This is a genomic window from Aureitalea marina, assembly GCF_002943755.1.
GTDB lineage: Bacteria > Bacteroidota > Bacteroidia > Flavobacteriales > Flavobacteriaceae > Aureitalea > Aureitalea marina.
Window position 1 is genome coordinate 2,905,634 of the sequence record NZ_MQUB01000001.1, and the last position, 20,544, is coordinate 2,926,177.

Below are 20,544 nucleotides of genomic sequence, written 5' to 3' on the forward strand. Positions count from 1 at the left end.
GGGCCACAGTGCCCGGCGAACGTTAAGCGCCGGAAGTTGGCCTGGGCCAGTGAGCCGGGTTTTTGCGTTGTTGTTTGTTTTACGTTGTGTTTAGTTTTCACTTGATCAATTATCGGTCCAGATCATTAGCCCACTGAGTTATAGCCGTTGTTGGCAAACGTTTTTGTGCTATTTATCCACATTCTTGAAATAAAAATATCCAATTGCTAATGGTAAAAGAAAAAATGCTGCACCAATTATCTTCATCGAAACCCCTAATGCGTAACCGATTATTAAAACAAGTATAATAAATATGAAAAGGCTAGATCCCAGTATTTTAGGGATTTTACCATTCTTATTCAGTGTTTCTAGTAAAAACGCAACTGCAAATACCAAAAGTCCAAATCGGCCAAATTGATAAAGATATCCAATGCCACCTCTAATGGTTTCAAATATTACTGGCTCACTATTATATATTTCTAAGGCTGGATAATAACTTCCGAGAGTAAGCCCGAAAGCAACTACAACCAATAGGCTGCACACCACAAGTATGGACCATAGAATTCGCATAACGAGGATAGCGGTTTTTAATAATAAAAGGTATCCTACTATGAAGATAAAATGACTACACATTTGCCAAGCCCAAATACTTTTTAAGTTTTCCCAGTTGCTTATTAGAAATTCAATCGTTTCGTTATCAGTTCTAGAATTGCCAATCCAACCAATACGATATTCAAAGTATATGGTCGTCAAAAGAACAAGCGTACCAATAATTAAGAATAATCCTCCGATACGATTCTCATTTGTCTGCTTAGATTCAGTCATTTCATAATGTTTGCCAACGGTCTCGTATAAGAGCCGTACGGCTCTATGACTTGCCTGCGTCGATTCCGGCTGTGCCGGAAAATTGGGGCAAAGGCAAGGCAACTGCACTGCCGTTTGCTTTGTTATTAATGCCAAGTTAGTAATTTCTGGGAGCGAGTAAATACGTATTTCCCGCATATCGTACTGGTTTTTATGCGTTGTTATGTACCGTCTTAATTATCAGTACCCATTACCACAAGGCCAACACAGACATTTGCCATTATTCCCAACAATCCCAGTAGAAATTTACGTTTTGGGAGTGCCAATAGAGAAATGAAATACAGAATGAAGATACCTATGCCCCAAAGGGAAGGCACTATTATATACACAAAACCTCCATGTCCAGAACTGGCTGGGATGTCCGCTTGAAGTGCGATTGTAATTGAGATGATTGTTGAGAGAACTAACGCAAACAAAAGTTGATAGCTTACTGAAGTAAATCGTTTTGTGGGTTCTTCATTTTTCACTTCAGACCATGCGTTAATGATCAAGTATAGAACGAAAATGGATAATACAATTCCTATGATCATGGAAAGTAGGTTAAACTAAAGTGGATGGTACATAACGGTCTCGGCTATGAGTAGTTGCGTAGTTTAGCACTTAACTTTGCAAGTATACACCAAACTGAAAATCCGCGAGGATTTTCAGAAGTAGGCAAGAACAAGCAATTACTTATAGCCATTGTTAGCGGTAGTTTTTATTATTTCGTATTCTATATGTTCTTATTATATTTTCTAATTCTCTGTGTGTTACATTCAGAGAGTCAATTTCTATTTTTTCAAATTCTTCTTCATCGTAGAAATAAGTCAGATAGGATTTAGCTGACTTTCCATAACCTTCTTGTACAACTTCCTCACTTTCTATATTTGACCAGTTTTTAAATTCCACGTTTTTGGTTTGAATACCTTTTGAGTCAATTATTATTTTTGGTTTTCTATCAATTGCTTTCCTAAATTCCTTTATTGTGCTGTAAAGTCCAATTCCAGTCATAATTACACCCAAAATATATTGCTTAGTCTCTCCTTTAGTGAAAAAATAAATTCCAACTCCAATTATTAAAATTGAAACTCCGAGTTCAAAATAGTTATAGGTTTTCGAATAGTGAATTTCCATTTTAGGCGGAAGAGAATAATCTTCTCTATATTCATCTTCTTGCTCAAATTTCTTTTCAAGTTTTTTTAGTTTACTCTTATCCTCGGTATTTCTTATTTCCGTTTTTTCAAAAATATTTCCGTCATTCCAAATCAATTTTTCTTGGATAGCTCTTTTCTTTAACTCGTGTACGTTTCTCACATTCTCAAATGCCCAAATTCTCCATTTGGTAATCATAAAACTCCAAATTAACCAAGCTAAAACAAACCCTATCAAAAAAGCTATTCCAATTCCCCAACCAGGAATTAAATTCTGTTTTTTTAAGTATAAAGCCAAAGCTGGACAGCCAATAATTGCGATAAATACAGGAACATTTACAATTAAATGTCCTCTTTTTATTGCTTTATCAACTGTTATTTGTTCTCTCATTCAGGTTTTGGTTCAAATTACCGCTAACGGTTTGGCTATGACTTCGGTGGGTCATAGGACCCGGCGAACGTTAAGCGCCGGAAGTTGGCCCGGGCCAGTGAGCCGGGTTTTTGCGTTGTTGTTTGTTTTACGTTGTTATTAGTTTTCACTTGATCAATTATCGGTCCAGAACAATAGCACACTGAGTTATAGCCGTTGTTAGCTGAAGTTGCTTATCAACCACTTAATTAATAAAAAAGTCAAATACAATCCTGCGATTGTCAAAACTCCCGCAAATACACCACTTATTATTTGTTTACGTTGCTCTTGGAGCATAGTTTGCTTGACTTTTCGACGAATTTCTAATCTTCTTTCTTCAGTCAGTTCTTCAACCTTTATGCCTTGTGTTTCTGGAGAGTCATTGCGCTCCAATTCTTCTCCGTAGATCGCCTTAATTTTCTGAAAAGGCGATCGAGCTTTCCCAGTAATAACAGAAAACTTGTTTCCGGCTCCGATATAACCGGATCCGACGATAAAGTTTGTTCTGCGTTTACGTTTCATTTGGCAATTACAGCTAACGGTTTCGTATAAGAGCCGTACGGCTCTATGACTTGCCTGGCGCCGGGTTTTGGCGGAGCCAAAAAATTGGCCCGAAGGCGAGGCAAGTCTATGCGTTTGTTTTGTTAGTTAATGTTCGGTTTTTGTTTCAAATGATCTTGCTTTGATACTTACCACACTGAGTATGGCTCTTATGCGTTGTTACCCACTGTATTTTTATCTCGTATTCTTATCCACTAAATTCACTATGCTGAAATAACACTCCATTGAGATTACTACTTTACTCAATTGGTCATCAACTTCATTATTATTGAAGGCTTCCTTAAGAGCGCCAGCAATTAAATTCGGACTTAGACTTAAACCTTCTGAGAGTGAGTTTAGGATCTCTATGACTTTGTCATTTTTTGAATGCTCATTTAAACATTTCAAGTAGTCGCCTTTAGGATCAATATAATAGATTGATAGATCTAATTCTTTTGATTCTTCATTTTCTGGAAGAACCGCGATAGGAATCTCAATTGAGTCCTCTTCTTCTGGCAACTCCAATGTCCAGATCTTATCGAAAGTACCCGATTCCTCAAGCTCATAAAGTAGTTGAACTGAAAATTCGTTTATAAAGAAGTCTTTCTCAAAATTTGATATAAACCCTGGAGAACTAAGGTCGGTGAGAAAGGCATAGAAATTTTCATTTGAATTCGAATTGCCATAATGTCCATCTAATAACAACTCAACATAAACTGTTGCATTATTTAATGCGAGAATGTCTTTGTCTTCTAGGCATCCGCTTAATGATTCTGCGAAGTTCATTTCTTCTTGAGTCGAGCAGGAAACGAGAGAAAATGCTAGAAAGAAAATGAAGTATAATTTGGGCGAGATATTCATATAGTGGGTAACGGTTTCGTATAAGAGCCGTACGGCTCTCTGACTTGCCTGGCGCTTGGTTTTGGCGGAGCCAAAAAATTGGCCCGAAGGCGAGGCAAGTCTTTGCCTTTATTTTGTTAGTTAATGTTCGGTTTTTGTTTCAAATGGTCTTGCTTTGATCTTTACCACACTGAGTATGGCTTTTATGCGTTGTTGTGGGTATGTGCTTTTTTATTTTTCATTGTCTTCAAACCATGGATATACATAGTTTTCAGTTGTCTTTAATTTCTCTTTTAGTTGTTCTCTATTCCAATCAATTCCTGAATATTCAGACCGCTCAAATAAGAGATTGTAAGCTGATTCATGAAAACCTAATTCCTTTAGTCTTTCAAAATGATTCATTGCCATTTCAGTCGTTAAAGTCTGCTTTGGATATTCAATTTCAAGCAGTTGAAGCAAAGTGTCATTAACCAATTTTCGGTCTGAATTCATTGACAGATCTTGAGAAGCAAGCTTTGATTTATAAGAATATTGAATGTCTTTTAATATGTTATAAACCACAGAATCATTTTTTTCTTTTTCTCTGCGGAGCCAAAATTCTCGATAATATTTAACGTCAACTTCTTTATTCTCAAATGCGATAATCAGACTGTCAATCAGATTGTATGGCTTGTTTTTAATGTAAATCTCTTGAAGAATTAGAGGATTGTCATTGAGCCGACTTCCAATTAAGTCTATGTATCCAAACTTTTTGAAAGTCTCATGAATCATTTTGAGGTTTTCAGGCTTTCGAATCCAATCATTAGTTGTCCAATCTCCATGTTTTAGTTCAAAGAATGTAGGTTGTGATTCGACATAGTAATCTCTTGTTTTCTTGTCGCTCTGTGAACAACTGAAAAGTGTCAGAAGACTTACTGTCAATATGTAGATTGTCGTTTTCATTGCATTACCCACAACGGTTTGGCTATGACTTCGGTGGGCCACAGGGCTCGGCGAACGTTAAGCGCCGGAAGTTGGCCCGGGCCAGTGAGCCGGGGTTTTGCGTTGTTGTTTGTTTTACGTTGTTTTTAGTTTTCAATTGATCAATTTTCGGTCCAGATCTTTAGTCCACTGAGTTATAGCCGGTGTTGGCAACTGTAAACTATTTTTGCTTTACAATTACATATGTTTTCGCAATGAAATCCTTAAGTGACCTTTGATTTTTGTTTACCTCAACCAGATAAACAATGATGTCGGCAAGGACGATCCAAGATATCATACTGGCAGAAAGAGTCATCAAGGGATAAACCTCACTTAGACGAGTTGAAAAATCGAATACTCCGGTGGCTTCCATCATATATGAGTTATTAAACGCTAAGTAATGAATGGGTATATATATTAACGAGGACAGAATTAATATTAGGCTCCTTAAAAGAGCTCTTTTGAATGAGATATAATTATAATTCCAATCGGTTACCTGAAGGTTCAATACTAATTTTCCTAGTGTTGCATTGTATTTACTTTCAAAATAGGGCTTGTACATTAAACCAATAACTGCCACAAGCAGATAAATCCAAAAGCTCTTGAAGTAGGCAATATTAAGATAGTTCATTCCGAAAGAAAGGAATCCTATGATTATTCCGTCTAGTAAATAGGCACCAACACGGTCCCAAAATTTTGCGTGCTGTGGAGTCTCATTCATAAATTTAAAATGTTATAGTTGCCAACGGTTTCGTATAAGAGCCGTACGGCTCTAAGGCTTGCCTGGCGCTGGGTTTTGGCGGAGCCAAAAGATTGGCCCGAAGGCGAGGTAAGTCTATGACGTTTGTTTTGTTAGTTAATGTTCGTTTTTTGTTTCAATTGATCTTGCTTTGAGCTTTACCACACCGAGTATGGCTTTTATGCGTTGTTAGCTACAGTTCTTGTAGTTTTTCAGTCCGTTCTGCAATTTTTTTAAAATAATAATAATCAGCAGTTATTTCTGCGTCATTCTTCCCAACAATTTCTCTTCTATTTGTATCGTCATAGATTGTACTGTTCTCAATAATCGATTGTAATCTCAGTTTTTCAAATTCATCCGTCCTATTATTTTCAATAGAGTAATGTTTTTCAAGAGAATCAATGAGTTTAGTTCTGAACTCAATTCTATCGCTTGACTCAAAATATTCAAGAAGAGCTGATCCAACTGAAATCTGCTCTATGTTATCAGAAGACAATATTATTTTTATTAGAAAATCTGTTGATATTCCAGTTTTTTTCATCATCACAGGATAACCACCTCCGTGGTATTCAGAACGCAATCTTAATTTCAGCCACTTTGAATCATCCTCCGGATTTATATATTCCGTTGTCCAATCAAATTCGGTCTTATCAATTCGAATAAATTTGAGTTCAAGTTTTTTGATTATTTCTATATCAGAAGTGAATATCATTTTCAGAATTGTAGCTAACGGTCTCGTATAAGAGCCGTACGGCTCTATGACTTGCCTTGCGTTGGGTTTTGGCGAAGCCAAAAAATTGGCCCGAAGGCGAGGCAAGTCTTTGCGTTTGTTTTGTTAGTTAATGTTCGGTTTTTGTTTAAAGTGATCTTGCTTTGATGATTACCAAACTGAGTATGGCTCTTATGCGTTGTTGTAAAACGTTTTTTATTCATTTTTTAAGTCAGTCCATAGTTTATATGCTCCGAGAAAAAGTCCGAATGGAAGACAAATTCCAAACAATCCAACAAGTTCCTTTTCAGAGACGGCTTTTTCAATGAACACATAAATCAAAATGAACGAACAGATTATTCCAAATACTGCAAAGAGCTTTAACATTGCCGTTCCGACAATTTTATTAAAACTGTTGAGCATTCGAGTTGAGTCTTTTGAAAGAGTTGAAAAAAACCAATAGAGCATATGAAACCCAACATTTATTCCTATTAGGGCAAAAAACCGTTCTTTAAGGTCAATATCAGTCAAAAAAATGACCAGAAGAATGCTGAAAATCAGGTTCACATATCCGAAGATTTTGTAATATTTTTTTATGTAAGATTGACTGATTGTTAGCATTCAGATTGCGCTTTGTAAATGTTTTACAACGGTTTCGTATAAGAGCCGTACGGCTCTAAGGCTTGCCTGGCGCTGGGTTTTGGCGGAGCCAAAAAATTGGCCCGAAGGCGAGGCAAGTCTTTGCGATTACTTTGTTAGTTAATGTTTGTTTTTTGTTTCAATTGATCTTGCTTTGAGCTTTACCACACCGAGTATGGCTTTTATGCGTTGTTGGCAAATGTATTTAATCATCATTCCAAGACATTCTGATTTGACTTTGGCCACACCTTTTCAAGGAAGAAATCAGGCCTTCTTTATTGTGATACATTTGAAGCTCTTCGGGGACTAGATCGTTTATCACTTCAATTGCCAAATCCAATTCTTGATGATAATAATTTTGGACTTGAATTTGTTTTGTTTTGCCATTTTTTGTGAATTTATAAACTTTAATATCACCGTCGGCAATACATGGGTTGGAATAAAATACTCCCAGGCTATCCAGATTAATACCTGACAATTTTCTGATTTCTTTCACCGGTAAGTTTGTCTTAGTATAAAGGATGCTATCCTTTTCGTTTTCTAATTCTCCACGAAAAAGAACTGTTAGTTTTTGGTTGGAAACTTTATATAAAATTGAGTAAGCTCTAGAGTAATCGTAATCAGCAACCGACAATTCAAATGGTTCAATGGGCTGCGAATCGCATGAACACAATAGTATTGCTATGATTAATAAAAAAATGGCGCTTATGTGTCTCATATGTTTGCCAACGGTTTCGTATAAAAACTCGGTGCGACTCAGGCACTTGCCTGCGTCGATTCCGGCTTTGCCGGAAAATTGGGGCAAAGGCAGGGCAAGTGCTCTGCCGTTTGCTTTGTTTGTCTAGCCAAGTTAGTAATTTCTGGGAGCGAGTAAATACGTATTTCCCGCATTTCGCACTGGTTTTTATGCGTTGTTGGGTATTGTTGTTATCACGTTTTCAAATATGGTATTTTGTGATTATTGCAATTAGAAGAAAAATTGCCAGAACATACCTCATCCAATTTATGTCCTTTTTCTTGACCAATAAATACCCGTAGCCCACTCCAAGTAATCCAATAAAGGCATTGACATAGAATATCCAAGCTCTACTTGGATTGCAAATTTTCCCTTCTTGAAGCTCAAAATATATCGAGTAGAAGTTGAATAATGATCGTAATGCACTCGTTAACCAGAGAGCAGAAACTGTAATAATTAATATAGCTAAAACTCTACGTTTCAATTGCGTTTTGACAATGATACCCAACGGTTTCGTATAAGAGCCGTACGGCTCTATGACTTGCCTGGCGCTTGGTTTTGGCGGAGCCAAAAGATTGGCCCGAAGGCGAGGCAAGTCCTTGTGATTGTTTTGTTAGTTAAAGTTCGGTTTTTGTTTCAATTGATCTCACTTTGATTCTTTCTAAACGGAGTATGGCTTTTATGCGTTGTTGGGGGCAGTTATTTTTATTTCATCTTCATTGGGGAGTGACGTAAGAGGACTAAAGTCTACTTTCCAAATATCTAACTCATAAAGAGAGCCTTGTTTGTCAATTGTCAACTCGAAATCAACGTGAGTGCCATCGCTATCTGTAAACCAACCTGCAACTAACTGTTTTGCCCTAGATTGCTCACCCGTGATGTCGAACGAAATTGACCCCATATTACCATCCTTCATTGACAACACCATTCTCGGTATCACAACGTCTGAATTTGAATGTTTCAATAGAGTCGAAACGAATTGCTCTTCTTTATCGGTTATCTCCCTCATACTTTAATTGCCCCCAACGGTCCTGGCTATGACTTCGGTGGGCCACAGGGCCCGGCGAACGTTAAGCGCCGGAAGTTGGCCCGGGCCAGTGAGCCGGGTTTTTGCGTTGTTGTTTGTTTTAAGTTGTTATTAGTTTTCACTTGATCAATTATCGGTCCAGAACAATAACCCGCTGAGTTATAGCCGTTGTTGGGCATAGTTTTTTATTTCACTTTTATTTTCGGGTCGCTTTTTCGTCCACGTTTATTTTCGTTCTGATATTTTCGTCTCTGTTTCGCAATTTCGTAAAGTACAATTCCAGATGAAGTTCCTAAATTCAAACTTTCAATGATTCCGAACATTTCGATTTGGATACAAGCTTCACTATTTTCAACTGCCAATTCACTAATTCCGCGAGATTCATTTCCAAACCAAACCGCAAGTCTTTTTTGCGTAAAATTTCCCTCGTGTAGAATCACGTTTGTTTTTCCTTTTATGTGTGGTGAAGTCACAACTGAAGTAAATCTGTTATTATTCAGATGATCAATGCATGCTTGAGTGCTTTTAAATGTCTTCACAAAACTCCATTTAATTGCAGAAACAGAAGGTTTAATCAAAGAACGTCTTTCACGCATATCTTGCCAATCTTCTGGAAGTCGTCCTTGACTGTCCACAACATATAGCTTTTCAACTCCAAGAGCATTTATATTTCGAATTACAGTTCCGATATTTTTAATCATATTCGGTTCTTCCAGAACTGCAATCAGATTTTTACATCTATGTTCTTTTATTTCATCCGCTCTTTTTCTTAAAGAACTTTTTTCCTTTATTTCGGTTTCTTCGCTCATTTCTCAAATTATGCCCAACGGTTTCGTATAAGAGCCGTACGGCTCTATGACTTGCCTGGCGCTGGGTTTTGGCGGAGCCAAAAAATTGGCCCGAAGGCGAGGCAAGTCCTTGCGTTTGTTTATTTAGTTAAAGTTCGGTTTTAGTTTCAATGGATCTTGTTCTGAGTCTTACCACACTGAGTATGGCTTTTATGCGTTGTTAGCTACAGTTTTTTTCGGTTTCCGTTTTGGTTTAATGTCAGCCAAAAGTCTCTTCTTGTCGAAAACAAATCGTTTGGATTGCCTGTCAGATATAAACCCGTAATCAGTCCACATTATTTCAGCTCCATCCTCAATATTATCATCATAGATTGGTAAAAGTTCTCCAATGCCAACGAAAGTCCATTCCATTTCGATTTTATCAGAATTAATGAATTTATATTCAGCTTCTTTTCCTAGTTTAACGGCTTTGTCGAATGCCTTTTCAGGAGAACTTGCTTTGATCAGATGATAATTGCCCCAAGTCGTAACTCTTCGTAAGTCTTGTTTTTCATTTCGATCGACTGGTTCACATTTCTCAACAATTTCAACTATGTACCAATCTCCGTTTTCGTTCGATATTTTTTCTTGGGTTTTCATTCTTTATAAATTGTAGCTAACGTTTAGTATATGAAGCGTAGCATCCCGAAGGGTGCTATGATTTCATATACAGTGTTAGCAGTTTTTATTTTTTTCATTTTGACGATTCCACACGCGTGTTACATTTTCCACATTCTGGTTGGTCATTTTTTGAGTTCTGATAAGAGTTCTCACACCATGAATCATAATCATTGATGCTTTTCCAGTTTCAATGAAATATTTCAATTCATTACCATTTTCAAGTTCAACTAACCCAAATGTTACTTGGTCCTCTTTGTATCCCTTAAAATCTCCATATCCTTTGTCTGTTGCTCCTGATAAACTTTCAGCTCTTTCTTTTCCGTTCTCTACTGTAACAAATTTCTGGGTAGTTAAAATGCTATAGTTTTCTCCATCAATTAAAGTCGAACAGATTATCAGTTCATCTTCAATTAAGTTTAATGAAAGTCCTTGATAGGGAAAGTCTATATTCGATTCATAAAACTTTGTCCATTTAAAATCATATGGTTTCATTGTACTTCTCTTTATGGAAGCAATAGAAATATTATGTATCGATTTATCTGACTTTCTCATTTCTAATTACTGCTAACGTTCAGTATAAGCGGTCGTTTTAATGCCGCTTATACATTGTTAGGTACAGTTTTAAATGTGTTTGGATAACTACCGATATCGAAATCAACTATTTTACTTTCGCAAACTTGTTTCAGGACTTTGTGGTCGTCCGAGGCTTGCTTTCTATCATATGTTTGAGAGTTGCTTTCTGAATCCGTGCAGAGTTTTATCAATTGTTCTTCTGTAAAATGACGTAGATTAGGCTCTATTTCATAAGAAAATACAAGATCAGCGTCATTGTAATTTCTAGCACTTGAATATCTCCAAACAAGATAATCACAAACTTCATTGATATATCCTTTCGACAGACCGATACTAATAAATCTAGCTGAAGCTGTTGATAATGGCCTCTTGACCCAAGTGTTATCATAGTACTCACCAATTATAGCCTTTACTACATTTAGGTGTTCTAAATAGGAAGCACTTAAAAACCAAGCTACTAGCTTTGCACTATTGTCGTTTTCCACATGCTTATTTACTAAAAGATGAACGTCATCTCTAAACTCCTGATATAAGAAGTGACTTTCAGCTATGAAGCGAATAAATAAGTTAATTTGCTGTGAAGCATTATGAATATTACTAAAATAGGTTTGCTCAGACTTTATTTTTTCAATACAAGCTTCTGTATTGCGTTTAAATAATAAATATAATACCCTGTAATTAATAATTCTATTTTCATCAGCATCAGGATTGTCAAGTTTGTAAATAAACTTCCATATCTCTCTGAACAGATTAACCTCTACAGCACTTGAAAGATTATTTAGATACTTTGATATAACATACTTCTCTAAGCTTTCTTCATCAATTAAAATATCTTTCTTATCTGCTATATCAAGTAATATTGTAGTCAATATCTTTTTAGATAATAGAGGAGGTTTAAGAAATAGCATCTCCAACATGTTACGAATGTGAGAAGCTACAGTTTCTTTATTAGGTGTGTACAGCTTATTTTCTTTGTTTATGACAGGATGTGCGCACAAATGCCTCAGACTTTGAAGTGATTTTATTAATGTATAGTCTGAATTATCAATTATGCTTGTTCTCGTTTTTATTTTCTCAATAATTTCTTTCTCCCAATCAGGATTAGTTGGGTGATCATCCTGAAATTGCTTGGTTTCAGTTAAGATACTTTTAGCATTACTGTCGGAGTAAATTTCATCCAGCGTTTCCAGCTTTGCTATAATATCACAAATTACAACAGAATATAGTGTGACAATAGCAGCTCTATAATTACCATTGTAATAAGAATTAGCTACTTCTTTAAAATATTCACGGGTTTTGTCAGAATGAATATCATTAATTGAATTTTGTATACTAAAGTCGTTCATGTCTTAATTGTACCTAACGGTTTCGTATAAGAGCCGTACGGCTCTGTGACTTGCCTTGCGCTGGGTTTTGGCGGAGCCAAAAAATTGGCCCGAAGGCGAGGCAAGTCTTTGCGTTCGTTTTGTTAGTTAATGTTCGGTTTTCGTTTCAAGTGATCTTGTTTTGATACTTACTACTCTGAGTATGGCTCTTATGCGTTGTTGTGCATAGTTATTTTTCACTCAATTTTTTCCAATCAGCGAGTCTATCTCTTTTTTTGTAAAGTTATTTTCGCGGTAGAATTTGTCCAACTGACTTTGATAATCAAATCTTGCGGAGTTTACTCGAGCAATTCCATCACTGATTCTGTCCCTAACTTCGAAATGGTTATTTTCGATTGAATCAGTTATTAATTTTAGAAATAAAGGCATATCATTTTCATAATCTGAAACTCGATCTAAATATTCTACAGTGGTTTCAATCAGTTTTGAATTAGGCAATTTGTACTTTAAATTTTGTAATTCTCCTATACTTTTTTCGATACTGTCATTTAAATCAGCGGTTAGATTTAAAATTTCATTCATATCCTCAGTATAAAGGTTGGTTTTATCCTTTTTCGCGCTATTTAAAAATTTTCGTAATAGTGGATTTTTTTTGTCATAGATTATCTCTACGCGATCAAATGCTTTGCTCACGTTTTCTAATTCTAACATTTTTAAATTTCGTTTGTCGTCATTCTCGCAAGAAAATAGGGCACAAATAATTACAATTAATAAGAAAGCTCTCTTCATTAAGTATGGTTTTCCATAATTATGCACAACGGTTTCGTATAAGAGCCGTACGGCTCTAAGACTTGCCTGGCGCTTGGTTTTGGCGGAGCCAAAAAATTGGCCCGAAGGCGAGGCAAGTCCTTGCGTTTATATTGTTAGTTAATGTTCGGTTTTAGTTTCAATTGATCTTGCTTTGGTTCTTACCAGGCTCAGTATGGCTTTTATGCGTTGTTGGCACATGTTTTCGTTTTACATATTGTGATTGATCAAAATTACCAGTTGCTTTTCTGGAACGATTAAGTAGAAGTTGGTACTCCATTCATCTTGGTAGGAGTAATACGCCCCTGGTTGATTTGCAATTGTTCGAATAATTTTTTGTTGTTCCACTATTTCACCTTCCCAACCTCCATAGTTAGGGGTGACGAATTCCAAAATGCGTTGTTCGTCTTCTTTAACTGGAGTTTTCGTCCATTTTATGTCAGCCAATTCATTCTTTGGGTAAATGTCAAAAAACTCATGACTTGGATTTCTAAAATAATCTGCAGTTTCCTCATTGAACTTATAAATGTCCAACGAATATCCTTCGCCACGAACACTAATATCTTCATAATTAAACTCCTCCCAGCTCCAGAACTTTTTCCCTGTTAGTTCTGTAGTTCTACCCTTGATATGGAAGTTTTTTGAGAGAGGAAAAATTTGAAGCTCCCAAGTGATAAAGACTAGCAAAACAGTTAAAATGGATACTTGAATTGCAAATGATTTCTTCTTTCCTTTTTTATAAAGGCGGAATAACCGTATTACCCATACAAGTAGGCCAATTAGTAACCCAATGAGAATTATTAATATGAGTAGATAAAATTCCATGCTTTAAATATGTGCCAACGGTTTCGTATAAGAGCCGTACGGCTCTATGACTTGCCTTGCGCTGGGTTTTGGCGGAGCCAAAAAGTTGGCCCGAAGGCGAGGCAAGTCTATGCGTTTGTTTTGTTAGTTAAAGTTCGTTTTTTGTTTCAAGTAATCTCACTTTGATGCTTACCACACCGAGTATGGCTTTTATGCGTTGTTGTAACCAGTTATTAATTTACACTTAAGAATGCCTTAAGCACTTCCTCATCGTCCAATGGGTTTGCACCGCAATTGCCAAAACTAAGCTCAAGTATGCTCGATTCTTTCTCTACTACACAGAAAACTCTATCACATCCAACAGATGCGGCATAGTACCAAAACCAACCCGATAATACGGGTTGACTGTTGATCATAATAACGAATGGTTCACCAGTATACCGATACGTTACATCACTTAATTTTTTGACTCCACTTTTGGATAATGATATTTTTTTTGAATCCCAATCAAAGAAGTTAATATCATTTTCGGTTAAGAAGGCCTTTTCTTCAATCTCACATAGTTGGATATTGATGTAGTTTCTGCAATAAACATCTGGTATCGATTCTGTTGAATTATATTGATTTATTAATTCATCTCTTTCAGATTGATCCATTTTAGAATATGAGTTTTCATTTAAGCATAACTTTTTTAGTAAATGGATTTCGAACCCTTTTAGCTTAGTCAAGTCAACGACCTTTTGACCAAATACAAAACCGGTAAAGAAAAGAAGTACAACGGTGAACAGAAAGTTTCTCATAATTGGTTACAACGGTTTCGTATAAGAGCCGTACGGCTCTGTGACTTGCCTGGCGCTTGGTTTTGGCGGAGCCAAAAAATTGGCCCGAAGGCGAGGCAAGTCCTTGCGTTTGTTTTGTTAGTTAATGTCCGGTTTTCGTTTCAATGGATCTTGCTTTGATGCTTACTACACTGAGTATGGCTTTTATGCGTTGTTGGCAACTTTTTTAAGAGAGGATTTTATCTATCGATTCGTAATCAACTTTAAGGGACTTCAATATGAACTTGGCAAATTCCTTGTCGGTCTCTTTATATTTCTCGAATAAATCCAATAATCCAGTAAGATACAGTCTCTCATTAACCGTCGTACCCGTAAGACTTTCCGTTGATGATATACCTTCGTTTACTCTTTGCTGTAATTCAAACCACTCGATTTGCCTTTTGATACGATAGATAATTTCATCATCACTATCATTGTAAATGTCCCTTAAAGTATAATTTGGATTTCTTGGGTCTGTGGTTTCTTGAAACTGATTCACGCCTAAATTGAAAATTGCCTGACCAAATCGTTGATCTGGATGCTTGTCCAAATAAGTCTTTAATAACTCCAATATTTGACGATGCTCTTTATTCATTAAATTGTTGCCAACGGTTTCGTATAAAAACTCGGTGCGACTCAGGCACTTGCCTGCATCGATTCCGGCTGTGCCGGAAAATTGGGGCAAGGGCAGGGCAAGTGCTCTGCCGTTTGCTTTGTTATTAATGCCAAGTTAGTAATTTCTAGGAGCGAGTAAATACGTGTTTTCCGCAATTCGCACTGGTTTTTATGCGTTGTTGTACACAGTTATTTTACCGTCCAAATGTCATCTACAAGTTGATTTCGATAAAATGATACTCGTATAGTATTTCCGTCCTGTTTCTTAATTATTATTGGTGGGGTCCTGCCATCTGAAACAAGCAGAATGTCAAATTCGTGAAAATCTAATCTCTTGTACTTCCAACGTTGTTCATCCTCTCCTGGAAATGAATATGATACGATTGAATCATTAATAAAGTGTACGGAGATTTGATTATCAATTTCAGATCTAAACTTTCTTCCAGTTAACTCCACATTCTGGAAATCGTCGCTTTTTAAGGAGTCAGGAATACGTCGAAAAATGATTGGATTAAGATTATTCGTAGGATTTTGAAATGAAATGCTGTCAATATTTTTACCAGGCTTTGAAACTAAATTAGTAGTCTCGTTGCCAAATGTGATCGTTTTGTCTGTGAAGGAAAAGGTTCCTGACTCTTCTTCAATCATGAGGCCGTCAACATGATATTCTCCATTTTTAAGATTGAACACCTTAGGGTAGGATATAGTTGATTGGGAACCATGAGTACTGCTTTCAAAGGGGCCTACCCATACTCCGTCAATCTCATCTCTTTGTTGATCAGGGAAAATGAGGAAGGATAATAAAGCGAGTAATAGGATTCTCATAATTGTGTACAACGGTCTCGTATAAGAGCCGTACGGCTCTAGGACTTGTCTTGCGTTGGGTTTTGGCGGAGCCAAAAGATTGGCCCGAAGGCGAGGCAAGTCTATGCGTTTGTTTTGTTAGTTAATGTTCGGTTTTCGTTTCAATTGATCTTGCTTTTGAGTCTTACCACACCGAGTATGGCTTTTATGCGTTGTTACCCACTGTATTTTTATCTCGTATTCTTATCCACTAAATTCACTATGCTGAAATAACACTCCATTGAGATTACTACTTTACTCAATTGGTCATCAACTTCATTATTATTGAAGGCTTCCTTAAGAGCGCCAGCAATTAAATTCGGACTTAGACTTAAACCTTCTGAGAGTGAGTTTAGGATCTCTATGACTTTGTCATTTTTTGAATGCTCATTTAAACATTTCAAGTAGTCGCCTTTAGGATCAATATAATAGATTGATAGATCTAATTCTTTTGATTCTTCATTTTCTGGAAGAACCGCGATAGGAATCTCAATTGAGTCCTCTTCTTCTGGCAACTCCAATGTCCAGATCTTATCGAAAGTACCCGATTCCTCAAGCTCATAAAGTAGTTGAACTGAAAATTCGTTTATAAAGAAGTCTTTCTCAAAATTTGATATAAACCCTGGAGAACTAAGGTCGGTGAGAAAGGCATAGAAATTTTCATTTGAATTCGAATTGCCATAATGTCCATCTAATAACAACTCAACATAAACTGTTGCATTATTTAATGCGAGAATGTCTTTGTCTTCTAGGCATCCGCTTAATGATTCTGCGAAGTTCATTTCTTCTTGAGTCGAGCAGGAAACGAGAGAAAATGCTAGAAAGAAAATGAAGTATAATTTGGGCGAGATATTCATATAGTGGGTAACGGTTTCGTATAAGAGCCGTACGGCTCTATGACTTGCCTGGCGCTGGGTTTTGGCGGAGCCAAAAAATTGGCCCAAAGGCGAGGCAAGTTCTGGCGTTTGTTTTGTTAGTTAATGTTCATTTTTTGATTCAATTGATCTTGCTTTGATACTTACCACACCGAGTATGGCTTTTATGCGTTGTTGTGCATAGTTTATTTTTTAATTACTCGAAATTGCTCATAGAATGAATCGAACTTGCTAACATTCTTATCATAAGTTCCTTCCGTGGCCATAAAAGTTATTATGTATCCTATACCGTTTTTGAATTCATAGAAAGTCTTCCCATAATATTCAATTCCATTATCAGAATGATATATTCGTTGAAACCCTCCGCCGTCCTCGTCCCAAACCATTGCAGTTTTTACTGGGTCAACTCTTAACCTCTCATTCAATTGTAAATCAGATAATGAAGATATAGAAGGTCGATTATAAGCTTTAATCGAAATGGAATTTTCTACTTCCTGATTTAAAATAGTGTCTTGAATTTTAGGAAGTCCCCAAGAGATAATAGATAATTTACGAATAGTATCGTTCTTATTCTCATAGTACACTGACCAGTCCGATGGAATTGCAACCTGATATTTATATAGCTCATTTGAGTATTCAACTAATTCATCATTTTGCCCAAATAGTATAAATGGAAATAGGACAAGTAGGAGTATAGTGATTTTTTCTTTCATTTACTTTAAATTATGCACAACGGTCTCGTATAAGAGCCGTACGGCTCTATGACTTGCCTGGCGCTGGGTTTTGGCGGAGCCAAAAAATTGGCCCGAAGGCGAGGCAAGTCTATGACGTTTGTTTTGTTAGTTAATGTTCGGTTTTAGTTTCAATGGATCTCGCTTTGATGCTTACCACACTGAGTATGGCTTTTATGCGTTGTTACCTGCTGGCTTTGATCATTCAATTACTACAATTTGCTCAGATGTAGTAGTCATTTTCATTTTCATGGTCATTTTTTCATTTACCTTGATAGTCACATTCATTGGTAATTCGGAATTATACTTGGTTATATGGTTCTCTTTGATATCAAATTCCGATGTTCCAGACCCAGTTCCGTTTGCTTCAACATTAAATTGCTCTTGACTCATATCAAGTCCAACGTTTTGTTTGATGTCAAAAAACGCTTTGCCGTCTTTGATTTCTTTGAGCAAATATTCCATGTTTATTATCACAGAAATTGGACTCATTCCTTCCATTGGAATTGACATCGGTATTTCTTTATTAAACTTGTCTCCAACCTTCATTGGCTTTTCTGGAAAATTGATAGTTGGTTGAACACTTTCTAGAGTTGATCTTAACATAGTCCTCATTTGCTGAGTCACTGTGCTGCTAATTATTGTATCAATTTTGAATTTATTGTCAACGTCATATTTCCCTATAATTTTCATTCCTGAATACGGCTTTTCTTCTGACGTTGACTTTCCTGCGATTGTTGTTTTAGACGTCATTTTACCATATTCCATTGTTGCAGGAAACTCTCCGTTTTCATCAAGGTTTTGAGTAATAATGTCAGTAGCCAAATTTGTTTCACTTTCTGTAATCATTGGCAATTCAATTCCTTGACTTTTAAATCTATCCAATATCTCTTGGTCAGCAATGAATTGAATTTCCGCATAGGATGTTGATTTGAGTTGAGTGAGATATTTTTTGTTTGGTTTGAATTTCGTTTCGAAAACAACACTTTCTTGAGTGTAACTGTTCATTGATATTAGAATCAACAGAAGTAAAGTCAGTTTTTTTATCATGGTATTCTGTTCAGCTTGCAGGTAACGTCCCCGGCTATAACTTCGGTGGCATCACGAGCAAAGGCGAGCGAGTTGTCTCCGTTGCGCTAGGGCGAAGCCTTTGCGGGCCGTTTCTTTTTAGTAAGCGTTTAGGTTTGTTTGTTTTCAAGTTTTTGATTTGGATCTGTTAGGCCACTGAGTTATAGCCGTTGTTGTACCACGTTATTTTTGGTTTTTATAAACATCCTCAATTTCGTCCATAAAGTAAAGTCCGTCCAATTCCGAATTGATTTCATCAAAGTCCCTTTTGAAAAATAAGTTCAAAAACTTTTTGGTATAGCTGGATTTTCGGATTCCGTCATATAAAGTTTGACTTTACGATTTGGGTTGTTCGGGTCGTCTGTCTCCAAATGAGTTCCAAGTCCGATTGTATACTGATAATTGTCCTCAGTGTCGGGGGCGATACTTACCGAAAGATATTTTGAGTCATTTTTGCTCAAAACCTCTAAGTCCGGCATATTGAAATTCATAGAATTGAACTCTTTTTTATAGTCCGCTTTCCAATCCACGTTTTCAAAGTCAGAAATATGTTTTTCCAAGGAGGTTTTTCCCAAAAGTTGATATAAATCCGTCTCTAAGTCCGTTGTGTGGATTCTTGATACAAACTCGTTTTCCATTTTATTTCTGTTTGGCTTTTCCGCGTTTTTGTCCTTACAGGAAAGCGCCATTGATAACAATATTAATATCCAAATTCGAGAGTTTTTCATAATGTGGTACAACGGTTTGGCTATGACTTCGGTGGGCCACAGGGCTCGGCGAACGTTAAGCGCCGGAAGTTGGCCGGGCCAGTGAGCCGGGGTTTTGCGTTGTTGTTTGTTTTACGTTGTTTTTAGTTTTCAATTGATCAATTTTCGGTCCAGATCTTTAGTCCACTGAGTTATAGCCGGTGTTGGCAACTGTAAACTATTTTTGCTTTACAATTACATATGTTTTCGCAATGAAATCCTTAAGTGACCTTTGATTTTTGTTTACCTCAACCAGATAAACAATGATGTCGGCAAGGACGATCCAAGATATCATACTGGCAGAAAGAGTCATCAAGGGATAAACCTCACTTAGACGAGTTGAAAAATCGAATACTCCGGTGGCTTCCATCATATATGAGTTATTAAACGCTAAGTAATGAATGGGTATATATATTAACGAGGACAGAATTAATATTAGGCTCCTTAAAAGAGCTCTTTTGAATGAGATATAATTATAATTCCAATCGGTTACCTGAAGGTTCAATACTAATTTTCCTAGTGTTGCATTGTATTTACTTTCAAAATAGGGCTTGTACATTAAACCAATAACTGCCACAAGCAGATAAATCCAAAAGCTCTTGAAGTAGGCAATATTAAGATAGTTCATTCCGAAAGAAAGGAATCCTATGATTATTCCGTCTAGTAAATAGGCACCAACACGGTCCCAAAATTTTGCGTGCTGTGGAGTCTCATTCATAAATTTAAAATGTTATAGTTGCCAACGGTCCTGGCTATGACTTCGGTGGGCCACAGGGCCCGGCGAACGTTAAGCGCCGGAAGTTGGCCCGGGCCAGTGAGCCGGGTTTTTGCGTTGTTGTTTGTTTTACGTTGTGTTTAGTTTTCAATTGATCAATTATCGGTCCAGAACAATAGCCCACTGAGTTATAGCCGTTGTTATGCAAAGTGTTTTTTGCTTGGTTTTAGTTTCCAAACCACCCAGTTAACCACAACAAATAGGATTGAAAATATCAAAAACCAGATAATATCGTTAAGTGGCCAATTATTTTTTGGGATGTAATCTTTATGGTATTCAATAAGGATATTTAAATGAAAGAATTGCCATAATGTCCATATTGAATAGATTGAAACCAGACCAACTATTATACCCCATATTACTTTGTTATTGAACACTATTTGTGCGGTCAAAAGAGCTGATGGAATTGCTATAAGCCATAAATATTTAATCCCGATTGAACTCTCTGAATTGTAATATCTGAAGCTGTCGCTGAATACCCATAACCAAAAAATAAGTGCAATACCATACAGTATTCGCTGAACGATTTGCTTGCTCAAAAACT

At 36.6% G+C, this 20,544-nt stretch carries 25 protein-coding genes; all 25 read right to left on the minus strand.

The window, feature by feature from the left end; translation table 11 throughout:
• Positions 1-168: 168 nt before the first annotated feature.
• Entirely contained in the window at positions 169-804 is a 636-nt protein-coding gene (locus BST85_RS13330; protein ID WP_146090730.1) for a hypothetical protein, read from the minus strand.
• A 212-nt stretch (positions 805-1,016) separates the two neighbouring features.
• A complete protein-coding gene (locus BST85_RS13335) occupies positions 1,017-1,373 on the minus strand; it encodes a hypothetical protein (RefSeq protein ID WP_104813713.1) in 357 nt (118 codons plus the stop codon).
• Positions 1,374-1,527: 154 nt separating this feature from the next.
• Entirely contained in the window at positions 1,528-2,364 is an 837-nt protein-coding gene (locus BST85_RS13340) for a LapA family protein (protein ID WP_104813714.1), read from the minus strand.
• A gap of 198 nt (positions 2,365-2,562) precedes the next feature.
• On the minus strand, positions 2,563-2,904 hold the full coding sequence (locus BST85_RS13345; RefSeq protein WP_104813715.1) for a hypothetical protein: 342 nt from the start codon (positions 2,902-2,904) through the stop codon (positions 2,563-2,565).
• Between the two features lie 213 nt (positions 2,905-3,117).
• A complete protein-coding gene (locus BST85_RS13350) occupies positions 3,118-3,708 on the minus strand; it encodes a hypothetical protein (RefSeq protein ID WP_104813716.1) in 591 nt (196 codons plus the stop codon).
• Positions 3,709-3,993: 285 nt separating this feature from the next.
• Positions 3,994-4,704 carry a hypothetical protein gene (locus tag BST85_RS13355; protein WP_104813717.1) on the minus strand — a complete coding sequence of 237 codons (711 nt, stop codon included), beginning with the start codon at positions 4,702-4,704 and terminating at the stop codon, positions 3,994-3,996.
• Positions 4,705-4,903: 199 nt separating this feature from the next.
• Positions 4,904-5,443: an RDD family protein gene (locus BST85_RS13360; protein ID WP_104813718.1), complete on the minus strand. Its 540-nt coding sequence runs from the start codon at positions 5,441-5,443 to the stop codon at positions 4,904-4,906.
• A gap of 211 nt (positions 5,444-5,654) precedes the next feature.
• Positions 5,655-6,173 (minus strand): hypothetical protein, encoded by a 519-nt coding sequence (locus tag BST85_RS13365; RefSeq protein WP_146090732.1) that lies wholly within the window; start codon positions 6,171-6,173, stop codon positions 5,655-5,657.
• 213 nt (positions 6,174-6,386) lie between these two features.
• Positions 6,387-6,737: a hypothetical protein gene (locus BST85_RS13370; protein ID WP_146090733.1), complete on the minus strand. Its 351-nt coding sequence runs from the start codon at positions 6,735-6,737 to the stop codon at positions 6,387-6,389.
• Positions 6,738-7,014: 277 nt separating this feature from the next.
• Positions 7,015-7,527, minus strand: a complete 513-nt coding sequence (locus tag BST85_RS13375; RefSeq protein ID WP_146090734.1) for a hypothetical protein — start codon at positions 7,525-7,527, stop codon at positions 7,015-7,017.
• A gap of 697 nt (positions 7,528-8,224) precedes the next feature.
• Entirely contained in the window at positions 8,225-8,554 is a 330-nt protein-coding gene (locus BST85_RS13385; RefSeq protein ID WP_104813723.1) for a DUF6984 family protein, read from the minus strand.
• A 203-nt stretch (positions 8,555-8,757) separates the two neighbouring features.
• Positions 8,758-9,381 carry a TrmH family RNA methyltransferase gene (locus BST85_RS13390; protein WP_104813724.1) on the minus strand — a complete coding sequence of 208 codons (624 nt, stop codon included), beginning with the start codon at positions 9,379-9,381 and terminating at the stop codon, positions 8,758-8,760.
• A gap of 189 nt (positions 9,382-9,570) precedes the next feature.
• The gene (locus tag BST85_RS13395) at positions 9,571-9,999 is read right to left on the minus strand and encodes a DUF4288 domain-containing protein (RefSeq protein WP_104813725.1); all 429 of its coding nucleotides are present in this window, start codon (positions 9,997-9,999) and stop codon (positions 9,571-9,573) included.
• 75 nt (positions 10,000-10,074) lie between these two features.
• The gene (locus BST85_RS13400; protein ID WP_104813726.1) at positions 10,075-10,572 is read right to left on the minus strand and encodes a hypothetical protein; all 498 of its coding nucleotides are present in this window, start codon (positions 10,570-10,572) and stop codon (positions 10,075-10,077) included.
• A gap of 47 nt (positions 10,573-10,619) precedes the next feature.
• Positions 10,620-11,939, minus strand: coding sequence for a hypothetical protein (locus BST85_RS13405; protein WP_104813727.1), 1,320 nt, complete (start codon positions 11,937-11,939; stop codon positions 10,620-10,622).
• 219 nt (positions 11,940-12,158) lie between these two features.
• Entirely contained in the window at positions 12,159-12,707 is a 549-nt protein-coding gene (locus tag BST85_RS13410) for a hypothetical protein (protein WP_146090735.1), read from the minus strand.
• A 228-nt stretch (positions 12,708-12,935) separates the two neighbouring features.
• Positions 12,936-13,550 carry a hypothetical protein gene (locus BST85_RS13415; RefSeq protein ID WP_104813729.1) on the minus strand — a complete coding sequence of 205 codons (615 nt, stop codon included), beginning with the start codon at positions 13,548-13,550 and terminating at the stop codon, positions 12,936-12,938.
• 212 nt (positions 13,551-13,762) lie between these two features.
• Positions 13,763-14,329, minus strand: a complete 567-nt coding sequence (locus BST85_RS13420) for a hypothetical protein (protein ID WP_104813730.1) — start codon at positions 14,327-14,329, stop codon at positions 13,763-13,765.
• Between the two features lie 205 nt (positions 14,330-14,534).
• Positions 14,535-15,032 carry a hypothetical protein gene (locus BST85_RS13425; protein WP_245917702.1) on the minus strand — a complete coding sequence of 166 codons (498 nt, stop codon included), beginning with the start codon at positions 15,030-15,032 and terminating at the stop codon, positions 14,535-14,537.
• Between the two features lie 119 nt (positions 15,033-15,151).
• Positions 15,152-15,787, minus strand: a complete 636-nt coding sequence (locus BST85_RS13430; protein WP_104813732.1) for a hypothetical protein — start codon at positions 15,785-15,787, stop codon at positions 15,152-15,154.
• A gap of 209 nt (positions 15,788-15,996) precedes the next feature.
• Positions 15,997-16,587, minus strand: coding sequence for a hypothetical protein (locus BST85_RS13435; protein ID WP_104813716.1), 591 nt, complete (start codon positions 16,585-16,587; stop codon positions 15,997-15,999).
• A gap of 278 nt (positions 16,588-16,865) precedes the next feature.
• The gene (locus BST85_RS13440; protein ID WP_104813733.1) at positions 16,866-17,393 is read right to left on the minus strand and encodes a hypothetical protein; all 528 of its coding nucleotides are present in this window, start codon (positions 17,391-17,393) and stop codon (positions 16,866-16,868) included.
• A gap of 219 nt (positions 17,394-17,612) precedes the next feature.
• Entirely contained in the window at positions 17,613-18,461 is an 849-nt protein-coding gene (locus BST85_RS13445) for a hypothetical protein (protein WP_146090736.1), read from the minus strand.
• A 299-nt stretch (positions 18,462-18,760) separates the two neighbouring features.
• On the minus strand, positions 18,761-19,207 hold the full coding sequence (locus BST85_RS13450; protein WP_181040029.1) for a hypothetical protein: 447 nt from the start codon (positions 19,205-19,207) through the stop codon (positions 18,761-18,763).
• 196 nt (positions 19,208-19,403) lie between these two features.
• A complete protein-coding gene (locus BST85_RS13455; protein ID WP_104813718.1) occupies positions 19,404-19,943 on the minus strand; it encodes an RDD family protein in 540 nt (179 codons plus the stop codon).
• Positions 19,944-20,544: the final 601 nt, after the last annotated feature.